This window comes from Agromyces sp. CF514 (assembly GCF_900113185.1).
Taxonomy (GTDB): domain Bacteria; phylum Actinomycetota; class Actinomycetes; order Actinomycetales; family Microbacteriaceae; genus Agromyces.
Map to the genome: position 1 here is coordinate 205331 of NZ_FOZD01000003.1, position 22363 is coordinate 227693.

Annotated in this window: 22 protein-coding genes; 8 read left to right on the top strand and 14 right to left on the bottom strand. The window is 71.6% G+C overall.

Features of this window, described 5'->3' with window-relative positions:
* Positions 1 to 16: 16 nt before the first annotated feature.
* The gene (gene purL, locus BM342_RS19010) at positions 17 to 2356 is read right to left on the bottom strand and encodes a phosphoribosylformylglycinamidine synthase subunit PurL (RefSeq protein ID WP_092969273.1); all 2340 of its coding nucleotides are present in this window, start codon (positions 2354 to 2356) and stop codon (positions 17 to 19) included.
* 289 nt (positions 2357 to 2645) lie between these two features.
* Here purL and BM342_RS19015 point away from each other — a divergent pair, with 289 nt between their 5' ends.
* The 5 genes from BM342_RS19015 to BM342_RS19035 all read left to right on the top strand — a co-directional run bounded on the left by BM342_RS19015 (position 2646) and on the right by BM342_RS19035 (position 7922).
* Complete coding sequence (locus BM342_RS19015; RefSeq protein ID WP_092969276.1) at positions 2646 to 3392, top strand: DUF5058 family protein; 747 nt, start codon at positions 2646 to 2648, stop codon at positions 3390 to 3392.
* 42 nt (positions 3393 to 3434) lie between these two features.
* On the top strand, positions 3435 to 4064 hold the full coding sequence (locus BM342_RS19020) for a hypothetical protein (RefSeq protein ID WP_092969279.1): 630 nt from the start codon (positions 3435 to 3437) through the stop codon (positions 4062 to 4064).
* A gap of 98 nt (positions 4065 to 4162) precedes the next feature.
* Positions 4163 to 5434, top strand: a complete 1272-nt coding sequence (locus tag BM342_RS19025) for an amidohydrolase (protein ID WP_092969282.1) — start codon at positions 4163 to 4165, stop codon at positions 5432 to 5434.
* Positions 5435 to 5470: 36 nt separating this feature from the next.
* Positions 5471 to 6478: an Lrp/AsnC family transcriptional regulator gene (locus BM342_RS19030; protein ID WP_092969284.1), complete on the top strand. Its 1008-nt coding sequence runs from the start codon at positions 5471 to 5473 to the stop codon at positions 6476 to 6478.
* Positions 6479 to 6722: 244 nt separating this feature from the next.
* Complete coding sequence (locus BM342_RS19035) at positions 6723 to 7922, top strand: MFS transporter (protein ID WP_092969287.1); 1200 nt, start codon at positions 6723 to 6725, stop codon at positions 7920 to 7922.
* Positions 7923 to 7975: 53 nt separating this feature from the next.
* Here BM342_RS19035 and BM342_RS19040 read toward each other — a convergent pair whose 3' ends face one another.
* Positions 7976 to 8443, bottom strand: a complete 468-nt coding sequence (locus BM342_RS19040; RefSeq protein ID WP_092969290.1) for a DUF3817 domain-containing protein — start codon at positions 8441 to 8443, stop codon at positions 7976 to 7978.
* 154 nt (positions 8444 to 8597) lie between these two features.
* On the opposite strand from BM342_RS19040, the gene BM342_RS19045 reads away from it, so the two are divergent.
* The gene (locus BM342_RS19045) at positions 8598 to 9131 is read left to right on the top strand and encodes an adenine phosphoribosyltransferase (RefSeq protein ID WP_092969293.1); all 534 of its coding nucleotides are present in this window, start codon (positions 8598 to 8600) and stop codon (positions 9129 to 9131) included.
* Positions 9132 to 9198: 67 nt separating this feature from the next.
* Here BM342_RS19045 and BM342_RS19050 read toward each other — a convergent pair whose 3' ends face one another.
* The 8 genes from BM342_RS19050 to BM342_RS19085 all read right to left on the bottom strand — a co-directional run bounded on the left by BM342_RS19050 (position 9199) and on the right by BM342_RS19085 (position 17924).
* Positions 9199 to 10791, bottom strand: a complete 1593-nt coding sequence (locus tag BM342_RS19050; protein ID WP_092969296.1) for an AMP-binding protein — start codon at positions 10789 to 10791, stop codon at positions 9199 to 9201.
* 140 nt (positions 10792 to 10931) lie between these two features.
* A complete protein-coding gene (locus tag BM342_RS19055; RefSeq protein WP_092969299.1) occupies positions 10932 to 11168 on the bottom strand; it encodes a hypothetical protein in 237 nt (78 codons plus the stop codon).
* A 19-nt stretch (positions 11169 to 11187) separates the two neighbouring features.
* Complete coding sequence (locus BM342_RS19060; protein ID WP_255368967.1) at positions 11188 to 12420, bottom strand: zinc-binding dehydrogenase; 1233 nt, start codon at positions 12418 to 12420, stop codon at positions 11188 to 11190.
* Entirely contained in the window at positions 12417 to 13241 is an 825-nt protein-coding gene (locus BM342_RS19065) for a phosphonatase-like hydrolase (protein WP_092969302.1), read from the bottom strand. The genes BM342_RS19060 and BM342_RS19065 overlap by 4 nt, the downstream gene beginning before the upstream one ends.
* Complete coding sequence (locus BM342_RS19070) at positions 13238 to 14413, bottom strand: TIGR03364 family FAD-dependent oxidoreductase (protein ID WP_092969306.1); 1176 nt, start codon at positions 14411 to 14413, stop codon at positions 13238 to 13240. The genes BM342_RS19065 and BM342_RS19070 overlap by 4 nt, the downstream gene beginning before the upstream one ends.
* Positions 14410 to 16080 carry a PhnE/PtxC family ABC transporter permease gene (locus BM342_RS19075; protein ID WP_255368968.1) on the bottom strand — a complete coding sequence of 557 codons (1671 nt, stop codon included), beginning with the start codon at positions 16078 to 16080 and terminating at the stop codon, positions 14410 to 14412. The genes BM342_RS19070 and BM342_RS19075 overlap by 4 nt, the downstream gene beginning before the upstream one ends.
* Positions 16077 to 16934, bottom strand: coding sequence for a phosphonate ABC transporter ATP-binding protein (gene phnC, locus BM342_RS19080; RefSeq protein WP_092969309.1), 858 nt, complete (start codon positions 16932 to 16934; stop codon positions 16077 to 16079). Before phnC ends, BM342_RS19075 begins: the two co-directional genes overlap by 4 nt.
* Positions 16935 to 17000: 66 nt before the next feature.
* On the bottom strand, positions 17001 to 17924 hold the full coding sequence (locus BM342_RS19085) for a phosphate/phosphite/phosphonate ABC transporter substrate-binding protein (protein WP_092969312.1): 924 nt from the start codon (positions 17922 to 17924) through the stop codon (positions 17001 to 17003).
* Positions 17925 to 18126: 202 nt separating this feature from the next.
* On the opposite strand from BM342_RS19085, the gene BM342_RS19090 reads away from it, so the two are divergent.
* Positions 18127 to 18867, top strand: a complete 741-nt coding sequence (locus tag BM342_RS19090; RefSeq protein ID WP_255368979.1) for a GntR family transcriptional regulator — start codon at positions 18127 to 18129, stop codon at positions 18865 to 18867.
* A gap of 16 nt (positions 18868 to 18883) precedes the next feature.
* Here the strand turns inward: BM342_RS19090 and BM342_RS19095 are convergent, their stop codons facing one another.
* The 4 genes from BM342_RS19095 to purS form a co-directional block, all read right to left on the bottom strand.
* Positions 18884 to 19789, bottom strand: coding sequence for an EamA family transporter (locus tag BM342_RS19095; protein WP_092969318.1), 906 nt, complete (start codon positions 19787 to 19789; stop codon positions 18884 to 18886).
* A gap of 280 nt (positions 19790 to 20069) precedes the next feature.
* Complete coding sequence (locus BM342_RS19100) at positions 20070 to 20426, bottom strand: hypothetical protein (RefSeq protein ID WP_092969321.1); 357 nt, start codon at positions 20424 to 20426, stop codon at positions 20070 to 20072.
* Between the two features lie 169 nt (positions 20427 to 20595).
* The gene (gene purQ / locus BM342_RS19105; RefSeq protein ID WP_092969324.1) at positions 20596 to 21294 is read right to left on the bottom strand and encodes a phosphoribosylformylglycinamidine synthase subunit PurQ; all 699 of its coding nucleotides are present in this window, start codon (positions 21292 to 21294) and stop codon (positions 20596 to 20598) included.
* Positions 21295 to 21298: 4 nt separating this feature from the next.
* Entirely contained in the window at positions 21299 to 21574 is a 276-nt protein-coding gene (gene purS, locus BM342_RS19110; RefSeq protein ID WP_177232270.1) for a phosphoribosylformylglycinamidine synthase subunit PurS, read from the bottom strand.
* Positions 21575 to 21737: 163 nt separating this feature from the next.
* On the opposite strand from purS, the gene BM342_RS19115 reads away from it, so the two are divergent.
* Positions 21738 to 22325 carry a PadR family transcriptional regulator gene (locus BM342_RS19115; protein WP_092969328.1) on the top strand — a complete coding sequence of 196 codons (588 nt, stop codon included), beginning with the start codon at positions 21738 to 21740 and terminating at the stop codon, positions 22323 to 22325.
* Positions 22326 to 22363 lie beyond the last annotated feature (38 nt).

The following is a 22363-nucleotide window of genomic DNA, read 5'->3' on the forward strand; positions in this document are numbered from 1 at the left end:
TCCTGCGCCGCTGCGCTCAGTATCCGACCACGGGCCCGAACGCGTCGGCGAGCGGGGCGCGGTTGACGCCGCGGATCTCGTCGATCGACACGGTGAACGCGTCCTGCACCTCGAGCGCCTGCGACGAGGCATCCGTCACACCGATGCGGCGCACGGGGTAGCCGCGCCCGTCGCAGAGGCCGCGGAACTTCACGTCGTCTTCGCGGGGGACCGTGACGATCACGCGACCGGCGGACTCCGAGAAGAGCGCCGTCGCGAGGTCGATGCCGGCGTCGGCCGTGACCTCGCCGAGGAACACGCGGGCGCCGACGCCGAAGCGCGAGACGGCCTCGGCCAGGGCGATCGCGAGGCCGCCGTCGCTGAGGTCGTGTGCCGAGTCGATGAGGCCCTCGAGGGCGGCTGCGGCGAGCAGTTCGCCGAGCACCTTCTCGCCGTCGAGCGACACGGCCGGCGGGCGACCGCCGAGGTGGCCGTGCACGGTGCCGGCCCACGCAGAGCCGTCGAGCTCGAGCGCGGTCTCGCCGAGCAGGTAGATGTTGTGGCCGTCGTCCTGCCAGCCGCTGGGGATGCGGCGCGCGACGTCGTCGATCACGCCGAGCACGGCGATGACCGGGGTCGGGTGGATCGGCACGTCACCGGTCTGGTTGTAGAACGAGACGTTGCCGCCCGTGACCGGGATGCCGAGCTCGAGGCAGGCGTCGCTCAGGCCCTCGACGGTCTCGGAGAACTGCCACATGACCTCGGGGTTCTCGGGGGAGCCGAAGTTCAGGCAGTCGCTGACGCCCATGGGCTTCGCACCCGTGACGGCGACGTTGCGGTACGCCTCGGCGAGGGCGAGCTTCGCGCCCTGGCGCGGGTCGAGGTACGAGTAGCGGCCGTTCGCGTCGGTCGCGACCGAGACGCCGAGACCCGACTCCTCGTCGACGCGGATCATGCCGGCGTCGTCGGGCGCGCCCAGTGCGGTGTTGCCCAGCACGTAGGAGTCGTACTGGTTCGTGACCCACGCGGCGTCGGCCTGGTTCGCCGAGCCGACGAGCTTCAGGAACTGCTCGCGGATCTCGTCGGGCGTCGCCGGGCGATCGAGCTTCGCGGCCGTGTCGGCCTGCAGCGCGTCGATCCAGGTGGGGTAGGCGACGGGGCGCTCGTAGACCGGGCCGTCGACCGCGACCGTGCGCGGGTCGACGTTCACGATCTCCTGGCCGTGCCACATGATGCTGAGGCGGCCGGTGTCGGTGACCTCGCCGAGCACGCTGGTCTCGACATCCCACTTCTCGACGACCTTCAGGAAGCCCTCGAGCTTCTCGGGCCGCACGATGGCCATCATGCGCTCCTGGCTCTCGCTCATCAGGATCTCTTCGGGCGTGAGCGTGGGGTCGCGCAGCAGCACGTCGTCGAGCACGATCGCCATGCCGCCGTCGCCGTTCGAGGCGAGCTCGGAGGTGGCGCACGAGATGCCCGCGGCGCCCAGGTCCTGGATGCCCTCGACGAGGTCGCCCTGGAAGAGCTCGAGGCAGCACTCGATGAGCACCTTCTCGGCGAACGGGTCGCCGACCTGCACTGCGGGGCGCTTGGTCGGGCCGCCCTCGGCGAACGTGTCGGACGCGAGGATCGACGCGCCGCCGATGCCGTCGCCACCCGTGCGGGCGCCGAAGAGCACGACCTTGTTGCCCGCGCCCTTGGCGTTGGCCAGGTGCAGGTCCTCGTGGCGGAGCACGCCGACGGCGAGGGCGTTGACGAGCGGGTTCGCCTGGTAGACCGAGTCGAACCAGGTCTCGCCGCCGATGTTCGGCAGGCCGAGGCAGTTGCCGTAGAAGCTGATGCCCGAGACAACCCCGTGCACGACGCGCGCGGTGTCGGGGTGGTCGATCGCGCCGAAGCGCAGGGCGTCCATGACGGCCACGGGGCGCGCACCCATCGAGATGATGTCGCGCACGATGCCGCCGACGCCGGTCGCGGCGCCCTGGAACGGCTCGATGTAGCTGGGGTGGTTGTGCGACTCGATCTTGAAGGTGACGGCCCAGCCCTCGCCGATGTCGAGCACGCCCGCGTTCTCGCCCATGCCGACCATGAGGTGCTGCTTCATCGCCGGCGTGACCTTCTTGCCGAACTGCTTCAGGTAGATCTTCGACGACTTGTAGGAGCAGTGCTCGCTCCACATGACCGAGTACATCGCGAGTTCGGCGCTCGTGGGGCGGCGGCCGAGGATGTTGCGGATGCGCTCGTACTCGTCGGGCTTCAGGCCCAGCGCGCCGTACGGCTGCTCCTTCTCGGGCGTGGCTGCGGCGACCTCGACGGTGTCGAGCACCGGCGCGGTCGGGTTCTGGGCAGCGGTCGTGGCGGAGGTTTCAGTGGTCACGAGTGGCGAACTCCAAGATGGGCGGCGAGCGGATGCCGCGGGCGGATGCCTGACCCGCCAAGTCTACCGGCAGCCGGCGGGCGCCGACGCGGCCGGCCGGCCGCCCCCGCGGGGCGCCGCGATGGGGCTGGAGGACTCGCCCGTAATCGGGAATTTACTTGCGAGGTCGGCCACGGAAACGAACGAACTGTGAAATTGCAGCCACGAAAGTCTTTGAATTCCACACTTACGGCCGTAGAGTCCATCACCATCGGATGTATCGGTCAACGAAGATCGGAGTACCCAGCACATGTCCCCCACCATCGTTCCCGCGGCAGACGGCGAGCTGCACGCCATCGCGTTCCACCCCGTGCTCTGGGTGCTCGCGATCGCCGTCTTCGCGGTCATCGTGCTGCAGTCCGTGATCTACCTGCGTGCGATCCGCCGCTCGGCGGAGGCTGCGGAGCTCACCCAGCAGGAGGTGAGCCGGGCGGTGAAGACCGGAGCGGTCGCCGCGATCGGTCCGTCGCTCGCCGTCGCGCTCGTCGCGCTCTCGCTGCTGCCGCTGTTCGGGACCCCGGCCGTGCTCGCCCGGATCGGCCTCGTCGGCTCGGCACCGTACGACGTCGCCGCTGCGGGCATCGGCGCCTCCTCGCTCGGCGCCTCCCTCGGCGGCGAGGACTACACCGCCAAGGTCTTCGCGGTCGCCTTCGCGTCGATGTGCGTGCTCGGCGTGCTCTGGATGACGGCGGCCCTCATCATCACGCCGTTGTTCAACAAGACGAGCACCGCGCTCCGCAAGGTCGACCCCAAGGTCGGCAAGGTGCTGACCATCGCCCCGCTCGTGGTGCTGCCGCTCGCCTTCGCCTTCCTCATCGTCGGGGAGCTCGGCAAGTCGCCCATCAACGGCGCGGTGCTGCTCGCGAGCGCGATCATCGGCGGCGCCTGCCTGTTCATCGCCACGAAGTGGGGCGTGCACTGGCTGCGCGAGTGGGGGCTCGGCATCGCCATCTTCGGTTCCCTCCTCGTCGGCGCCGGCATGGCCGCAGCCGCCTGACCCAGTCCTCCTGACGACGAAGCACACGGAAAGGCATCTTCCATGGCACACGGCACCTCGGCTCCCGCACGCGGCAGCATCGCGGACTTCGACCGCACGACCTCGATCTGGGGGCCCATCACCCTCGGCCTCGGCCTGATCGTCACGATCGCGGCCGCCCTCTTCATGGCGTTCGGAACGGGAGTGGGCGTCACCGCCGGCGAGTTCTGGACCGCGGTGGGCTCGGTCGCGGTCCTACTCGGCGTCGGCGCAATCGTCGAGCCGATCATGTACTACCCGATCCTCGGCAAGTCGGCCATGTACCAGGCGTTCATGATCGGCAACATCGGCAACAAGCTCCTGCCGGCCAGCATCGTCGCGCAGAACAAGCTCGGGGTGAAAGCCGGCACGAAGCGCGCCGAGTTCGTCTCGGGCGCCGCGATCATCGGCGCCGTCATCGTGCACATCATCACGCTGGTGGTGCTCGTGGGCCTGCTCGGCACCTGGTTGCTCAACCTCATCCCGGCCGAGGTCATCTCGACCGTGCAGACGTTCATCCTCCCGGCCGTCTTCGGAGCGATGGTGCCGCAGCTCCTGTCATTCCTGATCAAGCCGAAGTCGAAGCAGGCCACGCCCGAGGAAGCCCGTGAGGAGGTCCTCGAGGAGACGGCCGCCGCCGGCATCACCGATTGAAGGCGACGAGCGGATGCCGCGGCATCCGCTCGTCGTGCCGGAACCGCACGTCAGCACGTCGCACCTCAGCACCACCGCACCGAACAGAAGGAAGACCCATGAGCGACCCGTTCGCCGACGCCCTCGCCGCACTCACGAACGCGACGGAGGCTGCGAGCCCCACCGAGCTCTCCGAGGAGTTCATCGAGGAGCACATCGAGATCTACAAGCACCTGCACTCGCACCCCGAGCTCTCCTCGTGCGAGCACGAGACCGCCTCGTTCATCCGCACGCGACTCGCGGAACTCGGCGTCGAGTCGTTCGTCTCGGGCGGCACCGGCGTCGTCGCGGTGGTCGAGAACGGCGACGGACCGGTCATCGCGTTCCGCGCCGACACCGACGGCCTGCCGATCCTCGAGCAGACGGGACTCGACTACGCGAGCGAGGCCACCGGCACGCTGCCGAACGGCGACACCGCGCCCGTCATGCACGGCTGCGGGCACGACACCCACGTCACCGCGGCGCTCGGTGCCGTGCAGCTGCTGCTCGAGCGCCGAAGCGCCTGGGCCGGCACCGTGGTGTTCGTGTTCCAGCCGGCCGAGGAGACGGCCGCGGGTGCGAAGGCCATGATCGACGACGGCCTCTGGCAGCAGGCGCCGAAGCCGAGCGTCGTGCTCGCCCAGCACGTCGGCCCCCTGCCCGAGCACGTGGTGTTCATCTCAGAGGGGTCGATGGCGATGCTCGCCGACTCCTGGCGCGTGACCGTGCACGGCAGGCAGGCGCACGGCTCCTCGCCCGAGATGTCGATCGACCCGATCGTGCAGGCCGCCTCGACCGTGCTGCGCCTGCAGACGATCGTCTCGCGCGAGCTCTCTCCTCGCACCCCCGCGGTCGTCACGGTCGGCACGTTCCACGCCGGCCTCAAGGAGAACATCATCCCCGAGACCGCCGAGTTCACGGTCAACGTGCGCACGCCCGACGAGAGCACCCGCGAACAGGTGCTCGCCGCCATCCGCCGCATCGTCTCGGCCGAGGCCGCGGCATCCGGCGCTCCAGAGCCCACGATCGAGCCCATCAACGCCTTCCCGCGCCTGTACAACGACCCCGAGCACACGTTCGCGATGAAGGCCGCGCTCGAGGCGGAGTTCGGCGTCGGCCGGGTGGTCGACGAGAAGATGGGCATGGGCTCCGAAGACGCGGGATGGCTCGGCGACGCGATCGGCGTGCCCGTGGTGTTCTGGGGCTTCGGATGCCTGCCGCTGGCCTCGTTCGCGAGCGGCGAGCTGCCCGCGGCCAACCACTCGCCCTTCTTCAGGCCCGATGCGAGGAGTGCCGTCGTCACCGGAACGCGGGCGGCGATGGCCGGCATCCTGCACTACGTGGGTCGCTGACCCGCATCGGTCGCCGAGACCGGGCAGACTCGACCCATGAGCAGTGCACTCGATGACGTCGACCGTCGCATCGCCGCGGCGCTCGTCCAGGACGGACGCGCGTCGTGGCGTCGCATCGCCGCTGCGATCGGCGAGCCCGAACGCAGCGTCGCCCGGCGGGGTGCCCGCCTGCTCGACGAGGGTGTGCTGCGGGTGCTGGCCATCCCGAACCCGCGCTCGGGGTTCGGGCGCGAGGGCTACGTGCTGCGGGTCGACGCGGCACCTGCCGACCTCCAGCGCGTCGCCCACGCCCTCGCCGACCGGGGCGACGTGCCGTGGGTCTCGGTGCTCGCGTCGTCGAGCTCGTGCATCGGCGAGGCGTACCTGCTGCCCGGAGGCCTGTCGGAGTTCCTCTCCGAGGGGCTCGCCGCGATCCCGGGACTCACCGACTACCGCGTCGAGCCGATCACGCGGTACCACCGCACGTCCTCCGGCTGGCGGCCCGACGTGCTGACGCCCGAGCAGCAGGTCGAGCTCGGCGAGCACGACGAACGCGCCGCGCTCTTCTCGGCGGGCGTCGAGTCCGACCAGGCGGCGCGCACGCTGCTCGAGGCCATGGCCGACGACGGACGCGCGACGGCGCAGTCGCTGGCCGAGCGGCTCTCGGTCTCGAAGGCGACGATCTCGGCGCGGATCGACCGGGCACGGGCCTCTGGCCAGATCTTCATCCGAGGCGTGGTCAGCCCGAAGGCGCTCGGGCTCGGGGCCGAGGCGCACCTGCGGCTCGAGCCCAGGCTCGCCGAGCTCGACGCCGTCGCGAACCGCCTGGCGGCACTGTCGATGACCCGGGTCTGCGCCGTCGTCGGCACCGTCGTCACGGCGAACGTCGCGACGACCGACGTCGCGCAGCTCGAACGGGAGCTCGCCGCGCTCGCCGTCGAGTTCCCGTCGATCGAGCCGATCCGCATCGACCACGTGGCCGACGGGCTGAAGCGCTCCGGCATCAGGTTCGTCGACGAACGGCCGGCGGCCGGACTGCACGTGCCCGTCGTCACGTCGGACTGACGCGACACAGCCGGGCCTCGCGCCTGGGGCCTCGGCGCGTGGGGCCTCGGCGCCCGTGGGCGGTATCGACTCTCGCCCGCGGCATCCGCTCGGCCGGTGTTCGGGGAGTCCTCGGTAGACTGTGAGCGGTCGTCGGATCCCGTCGGCCCTGGGCGCGCACATCGGCGCGCACTCGCTCGTGGCCGTTCGCGCATTGCGGAGCCCCGCCCGCGCCCCACGAGCGACGTTCGTTCAGGCGCATCACATGACCTCTTCGATTCCCACCGTTCACCCTGCGCCGCCGTTCCCGTGGCTCGGGCTCATCGTGCTCGCCGCAGCCGTGTTCCTCTCGGTCACGATCGAGATGCTGCCGACCGGCCTGCTGCCCGACATGAGCCGCGAGCTCGGCGTCGCCGAGCCGCTCGTCGGGCTGCTCGTGACCGTCTTCGCCGCCACCGTCGTGGCGCTCACGGTCCCGCTCGCGGCGCTCACGAAGCGCGTCGGTCGCCGCCGGCTCATCGTCATCACGCTCGCCGTGCTCGCGCTCAGCTGCGTGCTCACGGCGCTCGCGCCGAACTACCCGACCGTGCTCGTGACGCGCATCATCGGCGGCGCGGCGCACGGCGTGTTCTGGTCGGTCGTCGGCGCGTACGCCGGCCACCTCGTGCCCAAGGAGCAGCTCGCGCGCGCCGTCTCGATCACGGTCGCCGGCGGCTCGGCCGCGTTCGTGCTCGGCGTGCCGCTCGGCACCGCGCTCGGCCAGGCGCTCGGCTGGCGCATCGCATTCGCGGCCATGGGCGTGCTCACCCTGCTCGGCGCCCTGCTCGTCTGGCGGTTCCTCCCGCCGGTGCGACACCACGCCGGAGAAGCGGATGCCGCGCCGGTGCGAGTACGCAAGGACCCCACGTTCGTGCCCGTCATCGTGGTCTGCGTCATCACCGCGACCGCGATGATCGGCATGTACAGCTTCTACACGTACGTCGCGCCCTACATGACCGACGTCATGGGCCTGCCGTCGAGCGCGATCAGCCCGATGCTGCTGGCCTACGGCATCGCCGGCGCGGTCGGCCTCGTGCTGGCGGGCGCGGTGCTCGGACGCCGCCCGACGGTGGGCCTCGTCGTGGCGATGGTCGCGACCGCGCTCGGCGCGGCCGGGCTCGCGGCGTTCCCCGCGGTGCCGGTCGTGTCGATCGCGAGCTTCCTGCTCTTCGGCACCGCGTTCGGCGCGCTGCCGACGATGCTGAACACCAGGCTGCTGCACTCGGCGTCGGCGAAGATCCGCGACGCCGCGGCATCCTTCTACACGACCGCGTTCAACACGGGCATCGGCGGCGGCGCCCTGCTCGGCGCGGCGCTCTACGGCGTCATCGGCCTCGCGGCGCTGCCCTGGGTGCTGGTCGGCCTCTTCGCGTGCGCCACGGTCGCGCTCGTCTGGACTGCGCTCGTCAACCGCGTGGGGCAGTAGGACGCGTGGGCCAGTAGGCCGCGTGCGCCGGTCGGGGTCGAACCGGCCGATGCCTACCCGACTGACGGCGGCGGAACGGGCGGGCCGATCATGAGCAGCACGGTGAAGGCTGCGGCCACGCCGATGACGCCGACGGCGATCGACACGAACGGGCGGGCGAGCACGAGGCGCAGCACCCGGTTCGGGAACGAGCCGTCGGCCGGGTGATCGCCCCGCTCGCGGCGCCAGTCGCCCTCGAGGTGGCCTCGGCGCACGAGCCAGAGCTCGAACGGAACGGTCGCGTAGGGCACGATCGCCGTCAGCAGGGCGAACGCGATGCGGCCGACGTTCCAGCGCTGGTTCACTCCGACGACGACGGCGATGACCGCGTACGACAGGAACACGAACCCGTGGATGCCGCCGCCGATCGTCACGGCGATGTCGACGCCGAAGCCGTACTTCAGCACCATGCCCGCGATGAGCAGGGTCCAGGTGATCGCCTCGGCGACGGCGAAGGTGCGGTACAGGCGTTTCGGTGACACGGGTGGCTCCAGAGGTGGTCGGGTCCTTCCATGTTCGCAAAGGGCCCTGTGCGATCGCCTCCTCCGAACGATTGAAGATCGGCGATCGGATGCCGCGGGCGGGCGCCCGAACGCGCCCGGTCGGCGCCCGAACACCAGCGAGTACCCTTGACCGGTGACCGATCAAGACGTACGCGCGCTCGTCGAATCGCATCTGGCGACGATTCCCGACTTCCCCGAGCCGGGAGTGCTGTTCCGCGACCTGACGCCCGTGTTCGCCGACGGTCCCGCGTTCCACGCCCTGTCCGAGGCGCTCACGGCGCCGTTCGCCGGCCGCTTCGACGTGCTCGCGGGCGTCGAGGCGCGCGGGTTCCTGCTCGCGGGCGCCGCTTCGGTGCTGAGCGGTGCCGGCGTGCTGCCCGTGCGCAAGGCGGGCAAGCTGCCGCGCAAGGTGCTGCGCGAGGAGTACGCCCTCGAGTACGGCACGGCCGCGCTCGAGGTGCACGAGGGCGAGGTGCCGCCAGGCACGCGCGTGCTCGTCGTCGATGACGTGCTCGCGACGGGCGGCACCGTCGGAGCCGCAGCGCGCCTCATCGAGCGCGCCGGCTGGCAGGTCGCGGGCGTGGCGGTCGCGATCGAGCTCGTCGACCTCGGCGGGCGCGGGGCGCTCGGCGACCGCTACGAGGTCTTCTCGCTGCTGCAGTACTGATCGCGGCCGACCGGGTCCGCGGCGCGGTCGCTCACGACGCGTTCGCACCCGGCGCGGCCGAGCCGGCTCACGCCGACGCGGCCGCCTGCCTGGCCCGCAGGTCCTTGCGCAGGATCTTGCCAGAGGTCGACTTGGGCACGACGTCGATGAACTCGACCGCCCGCACCTTCTCGTGCGGCGCGACGTGCTCGGCCACGAAGGCCATCACGTCGTCGGCCGAGAGCTCGGCGCCCGACTGCGCGACGACGAACGCCTTCGGGATCTCCTGCCCGTCGTCGTCGAGCACGCCGATGACTGCGGCATCCGCGATCTTCGGATGCCCGAGCAGCACCGCCTCGAGCACCGCGGGCGCGACCTGGTAGCCCTTGTACTTGATGAGCTCCTTGAGCCGATCGACGATGCGGTAGACGCCGTCGGCTGTGACGGTCGCGATGTCGCCCGTGTGCAGCCACGCGTCGCCGTCGAGCATGTCGGCGGTGGCCTCGGGCTTGCCGAGGTAACCCTGCATCACCTGCGGCCCGCGGATCCACAGCTCGCCCGGCTCGCTCGCGCCGTCGGCGGGCAGGTCGACGTCGACGCCCGACTCGACGTCGACCACCCGCGCCTCGGTGTTCGGCAGCAGGTGGCCGATGCTCGAGCGGTCGAGGTCGGGGCGGTCGACGGCGATGACATGGGTCACGGGGCTCGTCTCGGTCATGCCGTAGCCCTGGCACACGACGCAGCCGATGCGCTCGGCGACGAGCTCGGCGAGCGCCCCGTCGAGCGGGGCGGCACCCGAGAACACGACCTTCACGCTCGAGAGGTCGGCCTGTTCGACGAGCGGATGCTTCGCGAGCGCGACCGCGATCGGCGGTGCGATGAACACCCAGGTCGCACGGTGCTCGCCGATGACGCGCAGGAACTCGACGAGGTCGAACCTCGGCATGGTGACGAGGCTCGCGCGGCGCTTGAGCGCGTAGTTCAGCAGCACCGTCATGCCGTAGATGTGGAAGAACGGCAGCACCGCGAGCACGCGGTCGTCGCGTTCGAGCCCGATCGCCGCGATGCACTGCGTGACGTTCGCGACGAGATTGCGGTGCGTGAGCATGACGCCCTTCGGCCGCCCCGTCGTGCCCGACGAGTACGGCAGCACGGCGAGGTGCTCGGCCGGGTCGAACGAGACGTCGGGCGCCGGCCGCCCCTCCGACAGGAGGTCGCGGAGCGACGGATGCCCCTCGGCGCCGTCGAGCACGACCAGGTGGTCGTCGGGCACGCCGACGCGCTCGGCCGCTGCCTTGGCCTGGGGGAGCAGCGGCGAGACCGTGAAGAACCAGCGGGCACCGGCATCCGTCAACTGGTTCGCGATCTCGTCGGCCGTGTAGAGCGAGTTCAGCGTCGTGGCGGTCGCACCGGAGCGCAGGATGCCGTGGAACACCGTCGCGAACGCGGGCACGTTCGGGCAGAGCAGCGCGACGACGTCGCCGACGCCGACGTCGCGCGCGGCCAGGGCCCCGGCGAGCAGCTCGACCTGCCCGACGAGCTGGCGGTAGGTCGTCGTGGCCCCGCTCGTGCCGTCGATGATCGCGACCGCATCGAGGTCGGACTCGTCGAGGCCTCCGAAGAGGAACTCGAACACGGACTGGTCGGGAATCGTCGCGTCGGGGTGCGGGCTGCTGGCCATCGGATCTCCTTCGATCTGCGGTGCAGCCATCCTCCGCCATCGGGTCGGTCGAGGGAAGAGCGGATGCCGCGGCGCACCGCAGAGACGCCCGCGCACCCACGGCGACGGCCGGCGGGCAATCCGGCGGGTTAGCCGGCGCGTCAGCCCCGAGGGCGTCGGAGCGACCGGACCAGGAACAGGACCGCCACGATGACCGAGGTCGCCGCGATGCCCACCGCGATCAGCGCGAACGCGATGTAGCGGGCCTCGGTCTCGTCGCCGCGGTACGGCTGCGCGTCCGACCAGTCGAGCGAGACCCGGACGAAGACCGCGGCGAGGAGCAGGCCGCCGGCCGCGATCGTCGCGGCGATGAGCGAGGCCCGCAGCCTCCGGTTCACGGACGGCTCGGTTCGGCGATCACCCCTCGACGGTATCGTGCGGCCTGACGGCCCGCGGATCGATCGCGACGCGCACGTGCGCTCCGCTCGCCGCAACCTCGATCGCCGTGTCGAGGTCGTCGAGGGCGAACCGCGCACCGACCAGGTGGTCGCGCCCGAACGTGCCGGGAGACCCGCTCAGGAACCCGATCGCGCGCTGCAGGTGCCGTGGCGCGTAGTTGTGCACGCCGGTGATGGTCAGGAGCCGGCGCACCACCTGCTCGGGGTCGAGCTCCACCGCGGGCCCCGGCGAGACGCTGCCCACGAGCACCACCGTGCCGCCGACCGCGCATGCGTCGATCACCGAACGCACCGAGCTCACGGCACCGGAGGCCTCGATCGCGACCAGGGGCGCCGGTGCGGCGAGCGCGGCGAGCTGCGCGGCCAGCGGACCCTCGCCGGGGTCGAGCACGACATCGGCGCCGAAGCGCAGTGCGGTCGCCCGCCTCGCGGGATCCGGGTCGACGACCACGACCGTGGCCCCGGCCTCGGAGACGATCGCCGTCGCGGCGATGCCGATCATGCCGGCGCCGCTGATGAGCACCGTGACGCCGAGCGGCTCGCCGCGTGGCTCCCCGCCCGGGTCGGCGGGGGAGGTGCCGGTGGTGCTGGTGCCGCCAGGGCCCGGCGCCCGGGTGCCGAACTGCGCGGCCCCGGCCTCGACGGCGGCGACCGCCGTCGCGGTCGAGCAGGCGGCGGGTGCCGCGAGCTCGGCGGCGAGGTGCTCCGGCACCCGCACGATGGCCGTGCCGGCCCGCAGGTGCACGTGCGTCGCGAACCCGCCCGAGAGCTCCCAGCCGCGCTCGAGTCGTTCGTGGCCGTACTTGCGCAGCGCGAGGCACTTCTGGGACAGCCCGCGAAGGCAGCGCTCGCAGTGCCCGCAGCTCGCGGTGACGCTCCACACGATGCGGTCGCCGAGCGCGAGCGGCGTGCCGTCGACGGTCGCCGCCCCGCCGGGGCCGAGGGCGACGACGTGGCCCACCTGCTCGTGCCCGAGCACGCTAGGGGCGGGCGACCTGCGGTGGCCGAGCACGGTGTGCACATCCGATCCGCAGATCGTGGCGAGCTCGACCTCGACGAGCGCCTCGCCCTCGCGGAGCTCCAGGCCGGGCACCGCGATCGACTCGTGGGGCCGTCCGACCTCGTGCCACACCATCGCCGTGGGCGAGGGCTTCACGAGCACGGCGCCGGCCTCGGCGCGCACGAGGGTCACGCGCGCACGACGGCGGGTGCGCCGGACCCGAGGTCCGCGTCGTCGCCGAGGCCGAGCAGCGCGGGGAGGTCGGCGATGGAGTCGAGCACCTCGTCGGCGCCCGCCTCCTCGAGCGCGTCGCGGTCGTGCGCGCCCGTGAGCACGCCGACGACGAGCCCGGCGCCGGCGTTGACGCCCGAGAGCATGTCGCTGCGGGTGTCGCCGATGACGACCATGGCATCGACCGAGGAGGTCTCGGTGCGCAGGAGCGCCGTGAGCGGCATGTCGGGGTGCGGGCGACCGCGGCCGGCGTCCGCCGGGGCGAGCACGAGGTCGGCGAGGTCGTTCCAGCCGAGCGCGTCGAGTAGGGCATCGCGCGTCGCGGGCGAGAATCCGGTGGTCAGCACCACGGAGGCACCGGCGCCCCGAAGCGCGCGGATGGTCGCCTCCGCGCCTGGGATCGCCTCGACGCCGACCTCGGCGATGAGCTCGGCGTAGGCACGCTCGAACTCGTCGTTCGCACGCTGCGCGAGCTCCTCGTCGCCGGTGAGCACGCGGAAGACCGCGATCTTCGACTGGCCCATGGTCTCGCGAACGTACTCGAGAGCCTCCTCGCGGGCAGCTCCCTCGGGTGCGAAGCCCGCGCGTTCCGCGGCGAGTGCGAAGGCGCGCTCGACGAGCCCGTCGTCGCGAACGGTGGTTCCGGCCATGTCGAGCACGACGAGCTCGATCTCGTGCGACTCGTCGAACTCGGCGAGGTCGTCGAGATCGTCGAGCTCCTCGAACCGGTCTTCGGGGTCGAGCGTCTCGGGGTCGACGGCGGTGTCGGTTTCGATGGTCATCTCATGCCTTCCTGGTGGTGCCGCGGCTGCGGCTCGTGGTCGATTGGGGGCTCGTGGTCGATGGGGGAGGTGAAGCGGGCGACGACGTGGTCGGCGAGTCCGAGCCCGGTCGTCATGCCGATGCCCGTGGTCGCCGCGGCGAGGTGCACGCCCGGCAGCGCCTCGAGGTCGAGGAACTCGTCGGGGCCGCTCGCGTAGACGCCCTGCCAGCGCTCGAGCACGCGCGGCTCGACGCCGAACAGGGCACGGAACTCCTCGAGCAGCGCGTCGGCGGCCGCCTCGCCCTGGAATGGCGCGATGGCGGCGCCCCGGTAGTGCGTGTCGCCCACGATGAGCGAGCCGTCGGGCAGTTGCGTGTACATCTGGTTGAGGTCGAGCGCCGCGAGGTCCGGGCGCTCCGCGTGCAGCCGATCGCGCAGGGCTGCGGCCGCAGACGTCTCGGCGAACGCGCCGTACCGCAGCAGCGACCACCCCGTGAGCAGGGGCGCCTCGAGCGGCGCGGCCAGCGGCGCCGCGACGCGGAGCATGTCGAGCCCGCAGCGCACGATGCCGAGCCCCTCGGCGACCTCGGGGAACAGCTGGTCCACGTCGTGGTTGGTCGCCACGACGACGTGCTGCGCGCCGACCGGTCCGCGGCTCGTGCGCACGAGGCCGGGTTCGATCGCGCCGACGCTCGTGCGGAACCGGAACTCGACGCCCTGCTCGGCGAGGTGCGACGTGATCGCCTGGAGCGCCTGCCGCGGATTCGCCTGGAGGTCGGCCGGCAGGAATGCGCCGCCGACGGCGACCCCCGGCGCGAGCGGGATCCGTACCGCCGCCTCGGCGGCGTCGAGCAGGCGCACCTCGTCGCCTCGCACCGCCGCGAGCTCCACGAGCACCGCGAGTTCGTCGGCGGCGCGGGCCGCGACGAGCGTGCCCGACTCGCGCAGCCAGACGCCGGCGTCGTGCGCGAGACGCAGCCACAGTTCGCGCGCCGCGAGCCCGTGCTGACGCGCGATGCCCGTCTGGGGCGTCACGCACAGGTGGCCGAAGTTGCGGACCGAGGCCCCGGTCGCCTCGCTGCCGCGTTCGACGACGAGGGTCCTCATCCCGCGGCGCAGGCCGGCGTACGCGGCCCCGAGTCCGATCACGCCGCCGCCGACCACGACGAGGTCGTACCGATCGGCGCTCAACGGAACACCCGCCGCATCCAGACGGCGAGGCCCTCGACCGCGAGCACGGTCACGAGGATCATGAGCACGATCGCGGTGACGACGCCGTAGTTCGAGCCCTGGCCGGCGTTCAGCAGGTAGTACCCGATGCCGCCGCCGCCGACGATGCCGAGGATCGTCGCCGCACGGATGTTCGTGTCGAGCAGGTAGAAGCTGTGCCCGATGAGCGCGGGCGTGCCCTGCGGCAGCGTGGCCGAGGCGTAGCGCTGCAGGCGCGTCGCGCCGACGGCGGTGACCGCGCGTTCGGGGCCCGCCTTCACCTCCTCGAAGGAGTCGGCGATGAGCTTGCCGAGCAGGCCGATGCCGCCGAAGGCGAGCGCGATCGTGCCGGCCTGCGCGCCGAGCCCGGTGATGACGATGAGCACGATCGCGAGGATCACCTCCGGCACCCCGCGGATGCCGACGAGCAGGAAGCGCGCGCCCGTGCGCGTCGCGGGGTTCGGGGCGACGTTCCGCGCCGCGAGCGATCCGATGACGACCGAGAGCACGAGCGTGAGCAGCGCGGCGGCGAGGGCGATCGCGATCGTCTCGAGCATCGCCGTCGACATGGTGTCCCAGTCGTACGAGCCGAAGGTCGGCGGCCAGAACTGCACGGCGACGGGCGGGATCTTCGCCCAGACGGTGAGGAAGTCGCCCCACTGGATGTTGCAGACCGCGACGGCGCCGATGATGACGACGACCGCGACCCAGCCCCACACGGTCGACCGCACGCGCGATCCGGTCCACGGGCGGCGCATCGCTGCCTGCGGCGTGGTCGCGGCGAGCGGGCCGCCCGACGACCGGCCGCCGTGCAGCATGGCCGTGCGCACCGCGCTCGAGACGATCTCCATGACGATGCAGAGCACGAGCATGACGATCGCGATGCCGATGCCGAGCGAGTAGTTCAACGACTTGAAGGCGAACGACATCTCGAGGCCCAGCCCGGCGACGCCGACGTAGCCGAGCACGACCGAGCCGCGCAGGTTGATGTCGTTGCGGTGCAGCACGGTCGCGACCCAGGAGGGCAGCACCTGGGGCAGGATGCCGCTGCTGAACTCCTGCAGCTTCGAGCCTCCCGCGGCGCGGATCGCCCGACGGGGTCCCTCGTCGATCTGCTCGATCGCGTCGGCGAAGAGCTTGGAGATCATGCCGATGGAGTGGATGCCGATCGCGAGGATGCCGGGCAGCGCGCCGAGCGAGAAGAGGAGCACGAACACCATCGCGAGCACGACGTCGGGGATCGCGCGGGTGAGCACGGTGATGAAGCGCGCGACGGCGCGCCAAGCGGGGCCGGGGGTCGTGTTGCCGGCGGCGAGGTAGGCGACGGGCACCGAGACGACGGCGGCGAAGAGCGTGCCCGAGATGACGATGCCGAGCGTGAGTGCGGTGAGCTGCACGAGTTCGAGCGGCTCGGGGAACTCGATCGTGCCCACGCGTGCGAAGAAGCGCTCGGCGTTGCCCCAACTCTCGATCATCGACGGCAGCGAGATGCCGATCGAGTTCAGTGCGAAGACGGATGCCACGAGCAGCGCGACGAGCGTCAGCCCGGCTGCGATGCGCTCGGGCGAGAGGCGGCGCTTCGGCGCGCGGTCCGCGACGCTCGTGCGGGCGGGGGAGGTGTGCGGCGCGTGCGGGGCGATCGCGGTCACGGGGCGACGCCTTCGGCCTCGAGCGGGAGCCGGGAGGCCGGTCGCTCGGCGTCGGCTGCGGCAGCCGTCAGCTCGGTCTCGATCGCCGCCAGCTCGGCCGTGGCGGTCGAGACGCGACCGTAGATCTCCATGACCTGGGCCTTCGTGAGTCCGTCGGTCGGGGTGTCGAGCACGACCTCCCCGTGCCGGAGCCCCACGATGCGGTCGCCCCACGAGAGCGCGAGGTCGACCTGGTGGAGGCTGCAGACGACCGTGAGCCCGGCATCCATCGCGATCTCGCGGATGAGGGCCATGACCTGCTCGCTCGACTCGGGGTCGAGCGAGGCGACGGGTTCGTCGGCGAGCAGGATCTCGGGCTCCTGCATGAGCGCGCGGGCGATCGCCACGCGCTGCTGCTGTCCGCCCGAGAGGGTGTCGGCGCGCTGGTAGGCGCGGTCGAGCAGGCCGACCCGGTCGAGGTGGCCGAGCGCGGCGAGCTTGAGCGAGCGGGGGTAGCTCCACAGGCCGAGTCGCGGTCCGCGGAGCGTGGCGAGCACGCCGGTGAGCACGTTCTCCAGCACGGTGAGCGAGGGCACGAGCTCGAACTGCTGGAACACGAATCCGACCTTTCCGCGCAGGGCGCGGAGGCGCCGCCCGGTGAGGGACGGCACCTCCTCGCCGAGCACGCGCACCGAACCCGACGTCGGGGTCTCGAGTCCGTCGAGGTGCCGGAGCAGGGTCGACTTGCCCGAGCCCGAGAGGCCGAGCAGCACCACGATCTCGCCGCGACCGACCTCGAGGTCGACGCCCCGCAGGGCGTGCGTGCGATCGAATCGCTTGTCGAGGTCGTGCACCTCGATGACGGGGGTGTGCATGGGCTTCTCGTTCCGGTCGGTTGGCGTGCGTGCGTGCGTTTCGGAGCTGGGGTCAGGGCCGGGCGATCAGCCCTGGCACTGCTCGGCTTCGGTCTTCTCGCAGATGTCGCGGATGGTGTCGTAGTACGCGTCGTCGACGGGCTTCGTGGCGTAGAACACCGAGCGGAAGCCGTCGGAGTCGGCGCTGTCGATGCCGGCGGCGATGATGTCGTCGATGGTGACCTCGCCGAGGATGTCGGTGAGCTGCGACTTCAGGTCATCGGGCAGCGTGTTCGAGACGACGATGGGGGCGCCGGGCACCATGGTCTCGGCGATCACCTTCACCTGGTCGCTCTTCTCGACCTCGCTGTCCTCGGCGAAGCCGGCCTCGCACTCGACGCCCTCGCCGACCTTGGTGACGCTGACGTCGTGCTTGCCCGCGAACACCGGCGTGATGTCGGTCTCGGGGTCGATGCCGGCCTGGAGCAGGTTGTAGGTCGGGAACAGGTAGCCCGAGGTCGACGACGGGTCGACGAAGCAGACCTTCTTGCCCTCGAAGTCCTCGAGGCTCGCGATGTCGCTGCCGGTCGGCACGATGGCCTGCGAGTAGTAGCCGGGCTCCTGGCCCTCTGCGGTGACGATCGAGGAGATCGGGGTGATCTCGGCGCCGTTGTTCGTGGCGGTGACGTACGTGAAGCCCGAGAACGAGGCGACGTCGATCTTGCCGGCGACGGCGGCTTCGATGAGCGCCGCGTAGTCGGTGGACTCGTGGTACTCGACCGTCTTGCCGGTCTCCTTCGCGATGTAGTCCATGAGGGGCTGGTAGTTCGTCTCGGTGTCGACCGAGTCGGGCACGACGCCGAAGACGAGCGTGTCGGAGTCGACGGCGAACGCGGCCGCGTCGGCGGCGGGCTCGTCGGCGGTCGCGGGCGCCGAGCAGGCCGCGAGGCCGAGGGCGAGGGCGGCGGCGCCGAGCAGGGCGAATGCACTGGTCTTGGTGCGGGAGATCATGACGGCCTTTCAGGCAGGGGTCGTGGATCGGACGACAGGTACGTTGCCAGATCCGGCGCAACGTGTATACCGATCTTGCTTGCCATTCACGAGGTGTTCACTCAACTCGTCCCAGGTGGACGCAGGATGTCGCGTGCCGGTCGAGTTCGAGCCGCCCTTCCCTTGCGTCGGGCGCGGCAAGTAGTATTCCTACGTGACTTCGATGGTGTACAAGCTGATCGCCGACGACCTGCGCGAGCGCATCGCGAGCGGGCAACTCGCCCCGGGCGACGACGTGCCGACCGAGGCCGAGCTCGCCGAGCTGTGGCGCACCTCGCGCGGCCCGATCCGCAACGCGCTCGCGGCACTGCGGCACGAGGGCCTCATCGAGACCACGCGCGGGCGCCCGGCCAAGGTCGTCGAGCGCAAGGCCCACCAGGCCGTCGACGTGTCGATCCCGTTCACTCGCTGGGCGCGCGACCTCGGCGCGGCACCCGGCGCGATCACGCAGGAGGTCTCGCTGCGACGCGCCGACCCCGAGCACGCCGAGGCCCTCGACGTCGACCCCGGCACCCTCGTCGTGCACGTGCTGCGCCTGCGCCTGCTCGACGGCAGGCCGACCATGCTCGAGCGGCTCACGTACATCGAACCGGTGGGCCGGGTGCTCTTCGGCATCGACCTCGACGCCGTGTCGATCACCGAGGTGCTCGCCGAGCACGGCCTGGGCTCGTCCGACGTCGACCACGAGATCGACGCGATCGCGGCCGACGAGCTCGACGCGAGCCTGCTCGGGCTCGCCGTGGGCGCGCCCGTGCTGCGCCTGCGCCGCGTCTCGCGCGACGATGACGGGCGCGTGTTCGAGGCGTCCGACGACCGGTACCGCAGCGATCTCGTGCGGTTCACGGTGGCCGCCTCCGGGCGCGCGCCGCGTGGGGAGCACTATCTGCGGCCCATCGGGGGCTGATTCCGGCCGGCGAGCCTCAGATCGCGAGCAGCGCGATGCCGCCCACGACGACCGCCGAGGCGGCGAGCCGCCAGCCTGCCCGGCTCTCGCGCAGCACGAGCGCGCCGAACAGGCTCACGAGCACGACGCTGACCTCGCGCATCGGGGCGACGAGGGCGACCGGCGCCATCGTGATCGCGACGAGCACCAGGATGTACGACAGCGGCGAGAGTGCGCCGAAGAGCAGGATGCGGGGCCAGTGCCGGCGTGCGACGGCGACGAGCTCGCTGCGTCGCCGACCGAGCATCGCGGCGTACATCGGGATCTCGACGAGCGTGCATCCGACCATGTAGGCCACGGGCGGGACCGCCCACTCGCGCACTGCATGCGCGTCCCACACCGTGTACGCCGCGATCGCGACCCCCGTCACGAGCCCCCACGCGATCGCCGGGTCGAGGCGCGCGCATCGCCCGCGCCTCGCCTGCTCGGGTGCGTCGGGCGACGGCGTCGGGGCTCCGCGACCGCGGTCGAGGCCTCCGATCGCGACGATGCCCGCGAGGATCACCGCGACGCCGGCGATCGCCGCAGGCGACGGGCGCTCGCCGAGCAGCGCGACCGCGACGACCACGGTCAGCGCAGGGCCCGTGCCGCGCGCGGTCGCGTACACGGTCGAGAGCCGCCCGCTCGCGTAGCCCCGCTGCAGCACGAGCATGTACGCGCAGTGCAGGAGGGCCGAGATCCCGACGCCCACCGCGACGTCGAGCGGGTCGGCCTCGCCCAGTCCGCCCGTGAGCGGCACCACCGGCAGCCAGAGCACGGTTGCGGCGAGGGCGCCCCACCAGAGGAACGGCACACCGATGCGGCTCACACCGTGGGCGAGGATGTTCCAGGCCGCGTGGCAGACGGCGGCGGAGAGGACGAGAGCGAGCGCGATCGGCGACACGGGGGACCCTTCGAGTCCGTCGCGCGGCGCGACGGACGGGTCCTCCGGGCTTTTGTCCTGTCAGATGACGCCCGTCGATCGCGGCGGACGTGGCGCCGCTCGGACCAGTCGGACACCTCTGCGGTGGCCCGGAACCCTAGGCGCTGTCGCGGATCACGCTAGCAGCGCGGCTCGGGGCGACGCCGCCGATGGGGGTCGCCGTGCCGGAGTTCACCGGGAGTTCGTCCGGCGCCACGCCGGCTGGGCCGACCACGGTGAACGGACGACGTGCGCGCCAGGGTCAGGAGTTCGTGCCGTCGGAGGTGCCGGATTCGCCCTGCGTGCCCTGGTCGCCCGGCTGACCGCCCTGCCAGGGGCCGCCGCCGTCGGGCAGCTCGGGGCGCTCGCCGTCGCCGGGGAACTGCCCGGGCCCGCCCTGGAAGTCGCCGCCCGACAGCACGCCGAGCAGGCCGTCCAGCAGCGAACTCGCCGATCCGGCGGCGAACCCGCCCGTGAACGAGAGCAGCAGCAACAGCACCCCGCCCGTGACGAGCACCCAGAGCCTGCGGTACCACGGGGTCTTCACGACCGTCGATGGGCCGGTGGATGTCGAGGCCGCCGCTCCGTCGGCGAGCGGCGTGGGGTACGTGGCGGTCATGGGCTCCTCCGGAGGCGGGAGCGGGGCGGAATCCCCGCGTTGGCCTCCAGTGGACCCCGAGACGCTATGGGAGCACCCTCATCCGCCGATGAATCGGCCCAGAACGGGGCGTGAGAACGCGAACGGGCGGCCGTTTCCGGCCGCCCGTCCGTCTGTTCGCCGCGACGCGTTACGCCTCGACGAGCGCCTGCTTGACGACGCTCGTGAAGAACGCGAGGCCGTCGACGCCCGAACGCATCGCAGCGGCGGTGTCGGGGCCGAAGCCGGGTTCGACCGCGTGCTCGGGGTGCGGCATGAGGCCGACCACGTTGCCGCGCGCGTTCGTGATGCCGGCGATGTCGCGCATCGAGCCGTTGGGGTTCACGTCGACGTAGCGGAACACCACGCGGCCCTCGCCCTCGAGCCGATCGAGCGTGTCGGCATCGGCGATGAAGCCGCCCTCGCCGTTCTTCAGGGGGATGGTGATCTGCTGGCCGGCGTCGAAGCCGCTCGTCCAGTCGGTCGAGGTGTTCTCGACCGTGAGCACCTGGTCGCGGCAGATGAAGGAGCCGTGGTCGTTGCGGATCAGGCCGCCCTCGAGCAGGTGCGCCTCGGTCAGCATCTGGAAGCCGTTGCAGATGCCGAGCACGGGCATGCCGGCGTTCGCGGCGTCGACGACCTCGGTCATGATCGGCGAGAGCGAGGCGATCGCGCCGCAGCGCAGGTAGTCGCCGTAGCTGAACCCGCCAGGCAGGATCAGCGCGTCGACCCCCTCGAGGTCGTGCGAGCCGTGCCAGAGGGCGACGGGCTCGCCGCCCGCGAGGCGCACCGCGCGCTGGGCGTCGCGGTCGTCGAGCGAGCCGGGGAAGGTGATGACGCCGATGCGCATGGCGTCAGGCCTCGACGGCGGCGTCGGCGGCCTCGTCGCCGAAGTCGATGTTCACGACGTCTTCGATGACTGAGTTGGAGAGGATCTCCTCGGCGATCTGCTGCACGCTCGCGCGCAGCGCGTCGTCGACGGGCCCGTCGACGGTGAGTTCGAAGCGCTTGCCGATGCGCACGGAGGCGAATCCGGCGTGGCCGGTGCGGGCGAGGGCGCCGGCGACGGCCTTCCCCTGGGGATCGAGCAGTTCGGCCTTGGGCATCACGTCGACGACGATGGTGGGCACCGCGGTTCTCCGTCCGGTGTCGAGGGGTGGTTTGCCACGATTCTACCCGGGCCGACGGATGTCGCGCGCCGCCGCCGGGCGGGCACCGGCCGCGTTTGCCGCATCCGTATTCCGAGTGTATTATTCCGGTCGGAATAGTTTGCGCCCGGCGAGAGGAGAACGGATGCCGCAGCTCACCCCGCTCGCCGTCTCGGCGCTCGCGCTGCTCGTCGAGGCCCCGATGCATCCGTACGAGATGTACCAGCTCATGCTCCAGCGGCGTGAGGACCGGGTCGTCAAGGTGAACGCCGGATCGCTCTACCGCGCGGTCGAGCGGCTCGAACGCGACGGCCTGATCGCCGAGAGCACCACCGAGCGCGAGGGCAACCGCCCCGAGCGCACGGTGTACGCGATCACCGAAGCCGGGCGCCGGGCCTTCCTCGACACGGTCGAGGAGATGCTCGGCCACCACGTCAACGAGTTCCCCGAGTTCCCCCTCGCCATCGGCGAGGCCCACAACCTGCCGGCCGACCGCGTCGTCGAACTGCTCCGTGCGCGGGAGGAGCAGGTCGCCACGGCGATCTCCCTGCTCGACGACGGGCTCGCGCGCATCGCCGCCAAGCAGCTGCCGAAGCGCTACGTGCTGAACGTGCACTATTCGCGGGCGATGCTCGAGACCGAGCTCGGCTGGCTCACCCAGACCATCGACGAACTGACCACGGGATCACTCGACTGGTCGTCGCCGCACGGTGCGCATCGCACCATCCACTGACCTGCCCGCCCATCGGTGCGGCACCCCTTCCGGAGGAA